This window comes from Ramlibacter alkalitolerans, assembly GCF_016722765.1.
In the GTDB taxonomy this organism is placed as follows: Bacteria; Pseudomonadota; Gammaproteobacteria; order Burkholderiales; family Burkholderiaceae_C; genus Ramlibacter; species Ramlibacter alkalitolerans.
Genome location: NZ_JAEQND010000002.1, coordinates 86417 through 99327, shown reverse-complemented (window position 1 = coordinate 99327; position 12911 = coordinate 86417). Strand labels below are relative to the sequence as shown.

16 protein-coding genes are annotated in these 12911 nt (G+C 70.4%); 10 read left to right on the top strand and 6 right to left on the bottom strand.

From position 1 onward, the window contains the following. Positions 1–3: 3 nt before the first annotated feature. The 5 genes from JI746_RS03450 to JI746_RS03430 all read left to right on the top strand — a co-directional run bounded on the left by JI746_RS03450 (position 4) and on the right by JI746_RS03430 (position 4694). Positions 4–1401 (top strand): sigma-54-dependent transcriptional regulator, encoded by a 1398-nt coding sequence (locus tag JI746_RS03450; RefSeq protein ID WP_201687400.1) that lies wholly within the window; start codon positions 4–6, stop codon positions 1399–1401. A gap of 110 nt (positions 1402–1511) precedes the next feature. After that, positions 1512–1985 (top strand): tetratricopeptide repeat protein, encoded by a 474-nt coding sequence (locus JI746_RS03445; protein WP_201687399.1) that lies wholly within the window; start codon positions 1512–1514, stop codon positions 1983–1985. After that, on the top strand, positions 1982–2317 hold the full coding sequence (locus tag JI746_RS03440) for a c-type cytochrome (protein ID WP_330892932.1): 336 nt from the start codon (positions 1982–1984) through the stop codon (positions 2315–2317). Before JI746_RS03445 ends, JI746_RS03440 begins: the two co-directional genes overlap by 4 nt. Continuing rightward, complete coding sequence (locus JI746_RS03435; protein ID WP_201687398.1) at positions 2317–3417, top strand: ligand-binding sensor domain-containing protein; 1101 nt, start codon at positions 2317–2319, stop codon at positions 3415–3417. The genes JI746_RS03440 and JI746_RS03435 overlap by 1 nt, the downstream gene beginning before the upstream one ends. Positions 3418–3428: 11 nt before the next feature. Further along, a complete protein-coding gene (locus tag JI746_RS03430) occupies positions 3429–4694 on the top strand; it encodes a ligand-binding sensor domain-containing protein (protein ID WP_201687397.1) in 1266 nt (421 codons plus the stop codon). A 360-nt stretch (positions 4695–5054) separates the two neighbouring features. Here the strand turns inward: JI746_RS03430 and JI746_RS03425 are convergent, their stop codons facing one another. Beyond that, complete coding sequence (locus tag JI746_RS03425; RefSeq protein WP_201687396.1) at positions 5055–5480, bottom strand: VanZ family protein; 426 nt, start codon at positions 5478–5480, stop codon at positions 5055–5057. Between the two features lie 141 nt (positions 5481–5621). Here JI746_RS03425 and JI746_RS03420 point away from each other — a divergent pair, with 141 nt between their 5' ends. The 3 genes from JI746_RS03420 to JI746_RS03410 are packed head-to-tail and all read left to right on the top strand — an operon-like array spanning position 5622 to position 8473. After that, positions 5622–6047, top strand: coding sequence for a CopG family transcriptional regulator (locus JI746_RS03420; RefSeq protein WP_201687395.1), 426 nt, complete (start codon positions 5622–5624; stop codon positions 6045–6047). 22 nt (positions 6048–6069) lie between these two features. Further along, complete coding sequence (locus JI746_RS03415) at positions 6070–7152, top strand: extracellular catalytic domain type 1 short-chain-length polyhydroxyalkanoate depolymerase (protein ID WP_201687394.1); 1083 nt, start codon at positions 6070–6072, stop codon at positions 7150–7152. A gap of 31 nt (positions 7153–7183) precedes the next feature. Beyond that, positions 7184–8473, top strand: coding sequence for a M24 family metallopeptidase (locus JI746_RS03410; protein ID WP_201687393.1), 1290 nt, complete (start codon positions 7184–7186; stop codon positions 8471–8473). A 27-nt stretch (positions 8474–8500) separates the two neighbouring features. Here the strand turns inward: JI746_RS03410 and JI746_RS03405 are convergent, their stop codons facing one another. The 4 genes from JI746_RS03405 to JI746_RS03390 all read right to left on the bottom strand — a co-directional run bounded on the left by JI746_RS03405 (position 8501) and on the right by JI746_RS03390 (position 10857). Then, positions 8501–8860, bottom strand: coding sequence for a DUF4148 domain-containing protein (locus JI746_RS03405; protein ID WP_201687392.1), 360 nt, complete (start codon positions 8858–8860; stop codon positions 8501–8503). 162 nt (positions 8861–9022) lie between these two features. Further along, positions 9023–9718, bottom strand: coding sequence for an RES family NAD+ phosphorylase (locus tag JI746_RS03400; RefSeq protein WP_201687391.1), 696 nt, complete (start codon positions 9716–9718; stop codon positions 9023–9025). After that, entirely contained in the window at positions 9719–10099 is a 381-nt protein-coding gene (locus JI746_RS03395; RefSeq protein WP_201687390.1) for an MbcA/ParS/Xre antitoxin family protein, read from the bottom strand. A gap of 98 nt (positions 10100–10197) precedes the next feature. After that, positions 10198–10857 carry a glutathione S-transferase family protein gene (locus JI746_RS03390; protein ID WP_201687389.1) on the bottom strand — a complete coding sequence of 220 codons (660 nt, stop codon included), beginning with the start codon at positions 10855–10857 and terminating at the stop codon, positions 10198–10200. A gap of 182 nt (positions 10858–11039) precedes the next feature. On the opposite strand from JI746_RS03390, the gene JI746_RS03385 reads away from it, so the two are divergent. Further along, on the top strand, positions 11040–12077 hold the full coding sequence (locus tag JI746_RS03385) for a Cj0069 family protein (RefSeq protein WP_236599547.1): 1038 nt from the start codon (positions 11040–11042) through the stop codon (positions 12075–12077). Positions 12078–12093: 16 nt separating this feature from the next. Here JI746_RS03385 and JI746_RS03380 read toward each other — a convergent pair whose 3' ends face one another. Continuing rightward, positions 12094–12360, bottom strand: a complete 267-nt coding sequence (locus JI746_RS03380) for a hypothetical protein (protein ID WP_201687388.1) — start codon at positions 12358–12360, stop codon at positions 12094–12096. A gap of 285 nt (positions 12361–12645) precedes the next feature. Between JI746_RS03380 and JI746_RS03375 the strand changes: the two genes are divergently transcribed. Further along, positions 12646–12906 (top strand): hypothetical protein, encoded by a 261-nt coding sequence (locus JI746_RS03375; protein ID WP_201687387.1) that lies wholly within the window; start codon positions 12646–12648, stop codon positions 12904–12906. Positions 12907–12911 lie beyond the last annotated feature (5 nt).

Below are 12911 nucleotides of genomic sequence, written 5' to 3'. Positions count from 1 at the left end.
GGCATGAGCTCCTCGCTGCAGATCCTGGTCATCGACGACGAACCGGCGATCCGCCAGATCCTCGCCGCGAGCCTCACGCGCGCAGGGCATACGGTGGAGACGGCGGGCAGCGGCCGCGAGGGCCTCATGCGCCTGTCCAAGGGCGACGTCGAAGTCGCGCTGTGCGACATCAACATGCCGGACCTGACCGGCATCGAGGTGGTGCGCGAGGCGAGCAAGGGCGGCTTCGACACCACCTTCATCATGATGACCGCCTTCTCCTCGGTGGACACCGCCGTGGAGGCGATGAAGGCCGGGGCCACCGACTACATGATCAAGCCGCTGCGCTCCGAGGAGCTGCTGCAGCGGCTGGCGCAGATCGCCGACCTGCGCGGCCTGCGCGGCGAGAACGAGGCCCTGCGCAAGCTGGTGGTGGGCCGCAGCGACGACCGCTGCCCCTCGGTGTCGCCGGCGATGAAGCAGCTCGATCGGCTGGTCGCCAAGGTGGCGCCGACCGACAGCACCGTGCTGATCACCGGCGAGAGCGGCACCGGCAAGGGCGTGACGGCGCGCTCGATCCACCAGCAGAGCCAGCGCGCGGCCGCGCCTTTCATCCCCGTCAACTGCGGCGCCATTCCCGAGAACCTGCTCGAAAGCGAATTCTTCGGCCACGTGCGCGGTGCCTTCACCGGCGCCGACCGCGCGCGCAAGGGCCTGTTCCTGGAGGCCGACCGCGGCACCATCTTCCTCGACGAGATCGGCGAGCTGCCGCTGGAGCTGCAGGTCAAGCTGCTGCACGTGCTGGAGGCGCGCGAGGTGCGGCCGCTGGGCAGCGAGCAGGTGCGCAAGATCAACGTGCGCATCATCGCGGCGACCAACCGCGACCTCAAGCAGATGGTGGCCGAGGGGCGCTTCCGCGAAGACCTGTATTTCCGCATCAGCGGCTTCCACGTCACCGTGCCGCCCCTGCGCGAGCGGCGCGAGGACATCCCGGCGCTGATCCGCTACCTGCTGGCGCGCGGCGGCGAGCGCTTCGGCGTCTCGGGCAAGCTGACGCTGGAGGCCGAGGCCGAGGAAATCCTGGTGAGCTACGACTGGCCGGGGAACGTGCGCGAACTCGAGAACGTGCTGCAGCGCGCCACCATCCTGGCCGAGGACGGCCGCATCACGGTGGCCGACCTGCCGACCAACATCACGCCGGCCGCGCCCGCCGGTGCGGCGGCACCGCTGGCCACCGGCCGCGGTTCGCTGCGCGAGCAGGTGCGCGAGTTCGAGCACGGCCTGATCGTGCGGGCCATCGAGGAATGCGGCGGGGACCGCCGGGCCGCGGCGCAGCGCCTGGGCATCGGCCTGTCGAGCCTGTACCGCAAGCTGGAAGAAAGCGAGCAGGACCGGCAGGTGCCGGCCGGCAGCGACTCCTAGCTGGGCCTCGCGCGCCGCCGCGGCGCGCCGCCAGCGGTGGTCCGGTTCTTGCAGCCGCCGCTGGCATGAACCATCGCGCCACTCAGCTCCTCGCGCGGTGCGCCCTGTCCATGGGTGCCCTGCTGCCCCTGACCTGCCTGCACGCCGCCCCGACGGACGTCGCCGAGGCAGACGCCTTGATGCGCCAGGGCGACGTGCCCGCGGCGATGACCCTGCTGCGCAAGGCGGCCGACGCCGACGATGCCGTGGCGCAGGCCCGCCTGGGCGACCTGATGCGCGCGGCCGAATACGAGACGGAAGCCGTCGCCCTCTACCGCAAGTCCGCCGACCGCGGCGAGCCTGCCGGCGAATACGGACTCGGCCGCGCCTACGCCGACGGCGCCGGCGTGAAGAAGGACCCCGTCCTCGCGCTGGAGCTCTATCGGAAGGCGGAGCAAAAGAACTATGCTCCCGCCGTCAGTGCGCTCGCCCGCGCCTACCGCAGCGGCACGCTGGGCCTCCCTCTCGACCTGGAAAAGGCCGGCAGCTACGAGGCGCGCGCCAAGGAGCTGGCCAAGGACGGCACGGCCAAGGAGTACCGGTGATCCCGAAACTGGTGGAATCGGTTGCCGCATTCCCGCGAACGGGAATGCTCGCGGCGCTGCTGCTCGCCGGGCTGGTCGGCACGGCGAACGCGGCCGACATCGCCAAGGGCGGGACGCTGTATGCGACCCATTGCGCGACCTGCCATGGCGCCAACGGCCGTCCCGTGATGCCCGGCACGCCGGACTTCCGCCGCATGCAGGGCCTGATGCGCCCCGACATGCAATTGCTCAATTCGATCCGCGCCGGCAAGGGCACGATGCCCGCGTACTTCGGCGTGCTGCGCGACCGCGAGATCCTGGACATCGTGGCGTATTTGAGGACCCTGAGCTGATGAGAACAACCGTCTCCCGGCGCGTCGCGCTCGCCTTCGCGCTGACCGCCGCCTCCTGCGCCTACGCGCAACCGGGCGCCAAGCCCGCGGCCAGCGCCTGGCGCGTGCTGGATTCCTTCGAGGTCGGCGAAGGCGTGTACGTGCGCGCGCTCAAGCTGGAGGAAAAGCGCAACGTCATGTGGGTCGGCACCTCCTCCGGCGTGCACGAGGTGGATCTCAAGAGCCTGAAGCCGGTCAACACCTTCACGCGCAAGGAAGGCCTGGCCAACGAATACGTGTTCTCGGTCGGCGTGGACCACGCGGGCAACAAGTGGTTCGGCACCAATGCGGGCGGCGTCTCCCGCTACAACAACGGCCAGTGGAAGACCTTCTTCCCGATGCACGGCCTGGCCGACTACTGGGTCTACTGCTTCGCCAACCAGAAGGACGGCACGCTGTGGATCGGCACCTGGGCGGGCACGAGCAAGGTCGATCCCAAGACCGGCAAGTTCACCACCTACGTGCGCGAGCTGATCAACGAATGGGTGTACGGCCTCGGCGTCGACGCCAAGGACCGCGTCTGGTTCGGCACCGAAGGCGGCGTGTCGATGTTCGACGGCAAGACCTGGAAAAGCTGGACCCACAAGGACGGCCTGGGCGCGCCCAACACCGACCAGCTGCCCTTCTCCACCAACACCGGCCTGGGCACGCGCTCGCGCCACGACCTGGCGACGATGAACGAAGGCCGTCCCACCTACAACCCGAACTACACCTTCGCGATCCACGTCGATCCGAAGGACAACGTGTGGGCCGGCACCTGGGGCGGCGGCGTCGCACGGTTCGACGGCGCCAAGTGGACCAACATGAATTCCAACGATGGCCTCGCCGGCAACATCGTCTATTCGATCGCGCAGACGCCGGACGGGAACATGTGGTTCGGCACGAACCGCGGCGTCTCGCGCTGGGACGGCAAGGGCTGGCAGAACTTCGGCCGCAAGGAAGGCCTGCTGGAAGAGAACGTGTACGCGCTGGCCGTGACCCCCACCGGCGAGGTGTGGGCCGGCACGCGCAAGGGCGTGGCCCGCATCGGCCGCCAGGCCCCGGCGACGCAGAACAGATAGGAGCTCGAAGAATGCAGTTCGGACACAAGACGATCGCGGTGCTGGTCATCGCCCTGGGCGGCGTGATCGCCGGTGCCTACACCCTCGGCCGCGGCGCCGGCAACCCCGGCACGGCGCAGACCGCACCGGTCGCTGCCAAGGCGATGGGCGCCGCCACGGACGCCGCGCCGGCGGCCAACATCCAGGCGCCGGCGGGTCATCCGCCGGTCGCCGAAGGCGGCGCGCCACCGACCGAAGGCAAGGTCCAGATCGACCCGGCGGCGAAGTTCGTGCACTTCCGCGTCGGCAACCGCAACGTCAAGGACATCCTCACCGAGGACAACGTGGTCTGGGTCGGCACCTCCGGCGGCGTGATCCGCTACGACACCAGGACGGACGAATTCAAGCTGTTCGACACCCGTGCGGGCCTGCTGTCCAACGGCGTGTTCCACATCAGCCGCCTGGACGGCAGGCTGGCGGTGGGCACCTACGGCGGCGGACTGTCGCTGCTGGACGAGAAGACGGGCAAGTGGGAGACCTTCAACATCCCCGACGGCCTGGGCGACGCCTTCGTCTACGACGTGCTCAAGGCGAAGAACGGCGACGTCTGGATCGCGACCTGGTCGGGCGTGAACCGCATCAAGGGCGGCAACCTCAAGGACCGCTCCAAGTGGGAGCTGCACACCGTCGCCTCCACCAAGGGCGGGCTGCCGAACGACTGGGTGTACGGCCTGGCCGAAGGCAAGGACGGCATCGTCTGGCTGGCCACCGAAGGCGGACTGGCCCGCTGGGTCGAAGGCAAGTGGGACAACTGGAACCACGCCAAGGGCCAGGGTGCGCCCTACGAGCTGGTCAAGGACGACCTCGCGTTCAAGAACGATCCGTCCAAGGTCTCCAGCCACCACGCCCGCCAGAAGCAGGAAATGGGTCTGCAGGGCATCGACACCGCGTACAACCCCAACTACATCGTCTCGCTGGTCGCCGACAAGGACGGCAGCGTCTGGGCCGGCACCTGGGGCGGTGGGCTGGCGCACTTCGACGGCAAGCAGTTCCGCAACTACACCGTCAAGGACGGCCTGCCCGGCAACCACGTGTTCATGCTGCACCAGGCCAAGGACGGCCAGCTGTACATCGGCACGAACGCCGGCGTCACGAAATTCGACAACGGCAAGTTCACCGCCCCGCTGACCACCGCCGACGGCCTGTTCTCCAACACCGTGTTCTCGATGGACACGGGGGCGGACGGCAGCCTGTGGGTGGGCAGCTTCGGCGGCGTGGCGCACATCGGCAAGAAATAGGACGAGGAGAGGTCGTCACCGCGGCCCTGGACGGCCGCGCTTCAGAGTGGGAACGCCCGGCTTCGGTCGGGCGTTTTCCATTGGCGCGGCGGCGGACAAAAAGAAAGGCCCCGTTTTTGGCGGGGCCTGAAGGCATCGGAGAATTCAAAAGCTTGCAGGAGATTGAACCCGAGGAGTCGATGCGTGAACGAACATTAACCTGCGTCGCTCGCTGTCGCGAGCTTTCGTTCCAACTGCTTACAGGTGCGGCACCTGGGCGTCGCGGGGTCCGGCACCTTGGTGCAGCGCACCGCGGCCGCTCCGGGTCGCTTCAACTGGACAGTAACCAGATCCCCGCCCGGAGGCCGGGGTCATGAAGGATCAACGGTCGGAGTTCTCGCCGCTCCAGTGCGTCGAGGCCTGGTAGTCCTCCGGCAGGCTGCCGCTGCCCCAGGCGTAGGTCAGCACCCAGGCGATGCCGAAGCCGGCCAGTCCGCCCAGCGCTTCCAGCAGCGCGTGCGAGATCGCTGCTTCGCGCCCCGGAACCCACAGCTGCACCAGTTCGATCAGTGCCGCGACGGCGACGATCGCGATGGCGACTTTGTGCGGGCGCGCCCGCGGCCAGCTGAAGCGGGCCAGGAACCCCAGCGCACCGAACGAGAGCAGGTGGCTCGTTTCCAGGCCCGGCGCGACCGTGTCCAGGAAGTCGGCGGCGCGACCGATCCAGCCGAACTTGCGGAACAGCGTTTCCACCACGTCGTACGGCACGACCAGGGTGCCGACCACGCCCACCAAGGCGACGAGCAAAAGAATCCGAAGCGCGGACTTGCGACTGACAGGCATGCGCGATCATAACTTCTGCTCGACTGCAATCCCCCATATGGTGGTCAGCTTCGGCCAAGCATGCCCTGCCGTTGAACCATCCAAGTGGATGGTGTACCATGCACCATGCCGAGAGCCAGCAGCAAGTCCGCCACCCCCGCGCCCAAGCCGCAGGAAGAGAAGATCACGATCAACCTGGGTTGCGTGGATCTCGGGCAGATCGACCTGCTGGTGCAGGAAGGCTTCTATGCCAACCGCAGCGACGTCATCCGCACCGCGATCCGCAACCAGCTCGCGGTCCATGCCGATGCGGTGCGGCAGGCGGCCGCGCGCAAGACCCTGTCGCTGGGCGTGCTCCACCTGACGAAGGCGGAGCTGCAGGCCCTGCAGGCCGCCGGCAAGACGATTGACGTGCGCGTGTTGGGCCTGGCGACGATCGACCCCGCCGTCACGCCCGAACTGGCGCTGGCGACCATCTCCTCCCTCCATGTCCTGGGTGCCCTGCACGCCAGCCCCGCCGTCAAGGCGGCCCTGACCCGGCGCGGCGACTGAGCCGCGCCCACGAAGAACCAGCATGACCCCCGAATTCCAGCGCCTCATGGCCGATGCCGCCCGACTCGTGCGCGGCGGCGACCTGCAGGCCGCCACCGCCGCGATCCAGGCGGCCCTGCACGGAAACAAGGCTGCGGAACGCGCGGCCGCCAGCGCACCCGCCGCCGACGGCATCGTGATCGACGTCGAAGCGCGCGAGCTCGCGCCGCCCCGCCCGCACCCCGCGGAAGTGGACAAGCCCGAACGCCCGCCGGCGCCGGGCGAGGAGGCGGACGCCTTCGTGGCCGGCCGCTTCTCCGACGGGCGCATGCAGCGGAACTACAAGCTGTACATCCCGCCGCACGCGGGCGAGCGGCCGCTGCCCCTGGTGCTGATGCTGCACGGCTGCACCCAGGATCCCGACGATTTCGCCCGCGGCACCCGCATGAACGAGGCGGCGCGCGCGCACGGCTGCTTCGTGCTCTATCCGGCGCAGTCGCAGCAGGCCAATCCGCAACGCTGCTGGAACTGGTTCAAGCACAGCCACCAGCAGCGCGGACGCGGGGAGCCGGCGCTGCTGGCGGCAATGACGCGCCAGGTCATGGCACGCCACGGCATCGATCCGCGGCGCGTCTACGTCGCCGGCCTGTCGGCCGGAGGCGCGATGGCCGCTATTCTCGGTGAGGCCTACCCCGAACTCTTTGCCGCCGCCGGCGTGCACTCCGGGCTGGCGGCCGGTGCCGCGAAGGACCTGCCCTCCGCCCTCGCCGCCATGCGCACCGGTGCGGCCGCCGCGAACACCCGCCCCGGCGTGCCGACGATCGTGTTCCACGGCGATGCGGACGCGACGGTGCACCCCGCCAACGGCGATCACGTGGTCACCGGGAGCGTCGGCGGCGCGCCGGCGCAGGCGCAGGTGGAGCGCCAGCGGGCCGGGGGCGGTCGCGGCTACACCCGCCACGTGCACCGCGCGCCCGACGGGACGGTGCTGGCCGAACACTGGGTCGTGCATGGAAGCGGCCACGCCTGGTCGGGCGGCAGCCGGGAGGGCTCGTTCACGGATCCCGCCGGCCCGGACGCGACCGCCGAGATGCTCCGCTTCTTCCTGGCCCATCCACGCGGCTAGGATGGAGGCCCAGCGGAAGAGGAGCCCAACGATGCATTCGATGTGGCCGGCGGCGACCGGCGACGAGTTCGCGCGGCGCCGCGCCGCCGTGCAGCAAAGCCTGCGTGCGCTGGAGGTGCCGCGGCTGGTCCTCACCTCGCAGGACGCGATCTACTACCTGACGGGCGCCACCTGCGAGCCGCTGGAGCGGCCCGTCCTCCTGCTGGTGGACGCCGCCTCGCCCGACTACCGGCTGCTGGTGCCGATGCTGGAGCGCACGCACCTGGAAAAGGCCTGGGGTGTCGAGCCCGCCGGCATCCACGTCTATCGGGAGTATCCGGCGCCCGCCGGGCAGTGCTGGACCGACCGCGTGGGCGAACTGCTCGCTGCGCCCTTCCTGTTCGAGCCGGGCACGCCGTTCGAGATCGCGGAGCTGTTCCTGCGCGCCGGCGGCCGGCCGGGCGACGTGCTGGGGCCGCTGCGGCTGGTCAAGAGCCCGTGGGAGATCGCGCGGGTGCGCCGGGCCGCGAAGTACGCCGACTGGGCGGTCATGAAGATGCTGCAGGCCAGCTATTTCGGCGCCACGGTGGCCGAAGCGTACGCGGCCGCGAGCGGCCTGCAGCGCAAGATGCTCAGGGAAGTGCCCGATCTCGATCCGCTGGCGACGAAATCGATCGCCGCGCCCTGGCCCGCGCCGCTGTCGGCCGAACCGCACGCGGTGCCGCCGTTTCGCATGAAGCTCGAAGGCGGCCCCCACGTGGCGCTGGCGCTGACGCGCGTGAACGGCTACGCGGCGGAATGCGAGCGGACCTTCTTCACCGCGCCGCCCTCGGCGCCGGAGCGCGAGCGCTTCGCGCTGATGCAGGCCGCGCGTGCACTGGCCATCTCCCTCGCGCGGCCGGGCGCGGCCTGCCACGACATCGATGCGGCGGTGAACCGCTTCCTCGGCGAGCAGGGATGGGGCCCGTCCCTGCGCCTGCACCGCGTGGGCCACGGCTTCGGCCTGGGCAACCACGAGCGGCCCTGGATCGCCGAAGGCAGCACCGACGTGCTGGCCGCGAACATGGTGATCTCGATCGAGCCGGGGCTCTACGAGGCCGGCCACGGCGGCTACCGGCACTCCGACACCTACCTCGTCACGCCCGAGGGCCTGGAGCGCCTGACCACCGCACCCGACGCGCTGGCGGCCCTCACGCTGGGCGCGAAGTCCCTGACGCACCGCGTGCGCGCGGTGTTCGTCAAGCGGGCGCTGGGGATGCATGCCAGGCTCGTGCGGGGCGTGCACGTGGAAACGCACGCCTCGGCGCAGCCGGGAGCCGCGCCGCGCAACGCCGGCGGCTGAAGATTCCCGGCCACCTGTCCGGCGCAGTCACCGGGCCAGCAGCGGCGTGCCGGCCATGACGGGCGCGGCCGGGCGCCGCATTTGCGCCGACAGCCACGAGGAGCCGCTGTCTTCCGCGTTCAGGGCAGCGACCTCGTCGCGGGCCTGCAGGAATTCGGCGCTGACCTCGGCACGCGTCTTCGCGCTCTGGAAGCGGGCGAGCGGGTTGTAGCTGGTCGACCACGGGTTGACGCGCGCAGCGCGGTATTGCTGCAGCTGCGCCTGCACTTCGGCGCGCGTGGCCGCGGGCACGAAGGGATGCGGGTCGACGGTGATGTCGTCGGCGAAGGCGACACTGGTGGAGGCGGCGGCGACGGCCAGCACGGAGGCGATCAGGTAGCGGTTCATGACGGTTCCTCTGAGTGAGTGGTGGGACGGTGTCTTCGCGGTCGATGCCGGACTGCTTGCAGCGGCACCAACCGTCCGACCACTCTAGGAAAGCGTCCTTAGCCGGGACTGAGGCTTCTCTTAGCCGGGCGTGAGGCGCACGCCCGCGCGCGCTGGGGCGCGTCACGCCATGTCGAACTGCAGGCGATCCGTGTCGTGCGACAGCAGCACCCGCTGCTTCGTCGTCTTGCAGGTCCACGTCTGCTGCAGGTGCTGGCGGGGCCGGCGCAGGCTGCGCGGGTCGAACACCACCTCGCACCAGCCGCCCTCCCGGCGGGCGCTCTCGTAGCGGATCGCCTGCACCGGCGGCGCGACGGCGCGCGCGGCGCGCGCGAGTTCCTGGCATGCCGCATAGTTCTGCGGATCGCGCCAGGTCGCGCGCTCGGCGGCCCAGGGTGCCGCCGTGAGATCCAGCTCCAGGCCTTCGAACCGGGCCTGGAAGAAGGTGTGCTCCGTCAGGACCTGCTCTTCGCGCAGGCCGTCCGAATCCATGAAGAACCGCCACCGCCAGTACGCGATTTCCGCGGCGACCGTCGCCGCATCGTCCGCTCCGTACCAGGCGCCCGGTTCACCGGGCCGGCGAAAGCGCGAGGGCCATGGCGAGGTGTACCGGAACGGCGTGAAGAGGAGGTAGTCCATGCCCGCAGCCTCCGGCGGCGGTTTCGGCTTGCTCGCCTCCAGCAGTTGTTCGAGCAGCTCCTGGTCATGCAGGCTGTCGGCGAGCTTCATGGTGGCGACGCGGTGCTGCGCCTCCACCCCGCGCCAGAGATCCCGCCGTTGCGGCGCCGCCGCGGCGAGCCAGTCGCGCGACCACGGCATTCAGATCAGCGCCCGCGCGCCATCGAGGTACTGCACCACGCGCGCCAGGCCTTCGACCTTCTGGATCGCTTCCTTCGGCGCCTCGTTGAAGGCGCGGTTGAAACTCGCCATCCACTTGCGCCGCTGGGCGTCGTCGTTGCCCACCAGGGCGTCGAGCGACCGGTACACCCGGATCACCAGCGCCGCCAGTTCGGCCGGCTTGGTGCCGATCTCCAGCTGCGCCTTGCCGCTGGCCATGCGCGACATGTGCGACTCGCTGACGCCCACCGCCCGCGCGACGACGACATTCGGCAGCGCCAGGAACTCGCCGGCCCTGACGAGGGCCTTGGTCAGCACGGCGCCGGCGGCGGCCGGGTCGCGCATCGCGGCTGCTTTTTCCATGCGGGGCTCTCCGACTTTTCTTGCTGGAGCAATGATACGCGCATCCAATTGCCGCAGCAAGCTGAACCCTGCGCCTCGCAGGCGCCGGCGACCTCATTTCAGTCGCGGTCGGGCGCCCCCAGCGGGAACAGATGGCGCAATGGCCGCGCCTCCTCGACGGCCCGCGCGAACGAGGGACGTTCGAGCAGCCGCGCCCGGTACGCGCGCAGCACGGGATAGGCGTCGGAGATCCGGTGCGTCCAGTCGGCATAGAACAGCGAGGGAGCCGCCGCGCAGTCGGCCAGCGTGAAGTTCGCGCCGGCGGCCCAGGTCCGCCCGGCCAGCTCGCTTTCGAGCCACGCATAGGCGCGCTCCAGCTTCTCCTGGGCGAAGCCGAGCCCCTCCGCGCGCCTGGTCGCATCGCCGGTCAGCGCACCGCTGACCGCGTGCTGGACCGGGCTCATCACGTGCAGGTCGAAGAAGCGGTCGAGGAAGCGCACCCCGAGCGCGGCCATGGGATCGTCGGGCAGCAGGCGCACCGGCCCGGCGTGCACGAGCTGCAGGTACTCGATGATGATGCTCGTCTCGACCACGCTGCGTTCGCCGTCCACGAGCAGCGGGAACTTGGCCAGCGGCCAGCGGCGCAGCCACTCGGCCGCGTGCTGCGGCGTCTCCGGCCCGAGGCAGCGGAACGCGAAGGCGGTGCCGTTCTCGTACAGCGCGATCAGCACCTTCTGCGTGTACGAGGAAAAGGGATGTCCATAGAGCACGAGCGACATGGCCGGAGATCGGAGTTTGCAGGTGCGGCACCCTAACCGCAGCCCCTGCCGATGGCAAGAAGCGGCGCCGCTACAATCGCGGCGGTGGGGTCACGAGCAGACTCCCCGCCCTCCCAAGAGGCCCGCGCCTCCAGGTTCTGCTCCTCATGCCCGGGCCCGACGCCCGCTGAAGGAGCGCGATCTTGCCCCGTTCCACCGTCGCCTTGCTCTACCCCGGAGACCGCGCGCTGCGCGAGCGCCGGGATCCGGCCGAGAGCCGTTTTGCCGCCCTGTTCGAGGCCTTCGCACACGCCGGCACGCCCGCCGTCCCGGCCATCTACCACGACGACTTCGCCGATGAAGTCGAGGCGCAGTTGCGCGCGTGCGCCCTGGTGCTCGTCTGGTGCAACCCGGTCGAGGGCGGGCGCCGGCGCGACCGGCTCGACGCGATGCTGCGCCGCGCGGCAGACGCCGGCGTAATCGTCAGTGCACATCCGGACGCGATCCTCAAGCTCGGCACCAAGGACGTGCTGTTCGACACCCGCGACCTGCCGTTCGGCAGCGAGGTGCACCGCATCGACACCCTCGACCAGCTCGAAGCGCAATTACCCGTGCGCCTGCAGGGCGGTGCGCGCGTGCTCAAGCAGCACCGGGGCCACAGCGGCATCGGGGTGTGGCGCGTCGAGCTGGCCGACCGCTCGCGCAGCGCGGGCTTGCTGCGCGTGCGTCACGCCCAACGCGGCAGCGAGGAAGAGACGATGGACCTGCCCTCGCTGCTGGCACGCCTGGCGCCGTACTTCGAGGCCGCCAACGGCGGCCACCTGATCGACCAGGCCTGGCAGCCGCGCCTGGTGGACGGCATGGTGCGCGCCTATCTCGTCGAGGACCGCGTCGCCGGATTCGGGCACCAGGAGATCAATGCGCTGCATCCCGGCGCGCCCGGCCAGCCCGCGCCGCAGCCCGGGCCCCGGCTGTATTACGCGCAGGCGCTGCCCTCGTTCCGCGGCCTGCAGGCCTTGCTCGAAACGCGCTGGGTGGAGATGCTGCGCGAGCGCGTCGGCTTGCCGCGCGAGCGGCTGCCGCTGCTGTGGGATTGCGACTTCCTGTTCGGTGAACGCGGCCCCGACGGCGCCGAGCGCTACGTGCTGTGCGAGATCAACGTGAGCAGCGTGTCGCCGTTCCCGCCGTCGGCGATCGAGACCCTCGTGGCGGCGGTGCGGGCGCGCCTGCCCGCGAACTGAGGGGTCGAAGCTCCCCTCAGGACGATGGCGAAGGTGCCTTCGTGCGCGCGGGCTCGCTCCTGCCCGACTGCTCGCTGGTGCCCTTGCCGCCCTCGGACGGACGCTCGGCGCGCGCACCCGTGCGCCCGGAGCGGCCGGCGTTCGGCGCGCTGCCGTCGTCGTGGGGCGCCTCCTTGTGGCGCGATTGCCATGCCGGATCCAGCAGGGCGTCGCCCGCCATCTGCGGCTGCAAGGCCTTGCGGTGCTCGACTCGGCGGACTGCTTGCGTGCGGATGCGTGCCATGGTGGCCTCTCGGTGAATGGTTGGGTCACTGTGCGCCGCGGCTGTGCCGGCGCGTGCAGGACCCGCGCACCTCCCGGGGTGCGAAGAAACTGACGCGAGGCACGAACGGTGGGCCCGCTGCGACCGACCGGCGCGACGAAGAATGCGCCGGAAGCCGCATGCGTCCCTGATCCATCTCAAGCTCGGACGCTGCCCGCGCCGCATCCCCGGCGCGCGTGATGCGGGTCAAGGCCGGCCTGGCGCCTGCGGTTGCAAACTGCATTGCATCGCTACGCGCACCGAGCCATGTACTACCTCCTCGCATTCACCGGCGTCATCTTCTTCCTCTCGTTCGTGGCCTGGCGCGAACCCGCGCTGCGTCACGTGGGCATGCCCCACGGCGGGTTCGACCGGCCTTCGAGGGGCGCAGGCGCGCCAGCCGCGCAGGCGGCGGGCGCCGTCGCGGGACGCTTCCCGCTGGAGGAACGCAAGCAGGAAAAGCCCTGCCTCACGCCGGTCGACTGCGTGCAGGACGGCAAGTGCGCCGGCCACTGCGGCTGGCGCTGACCCTC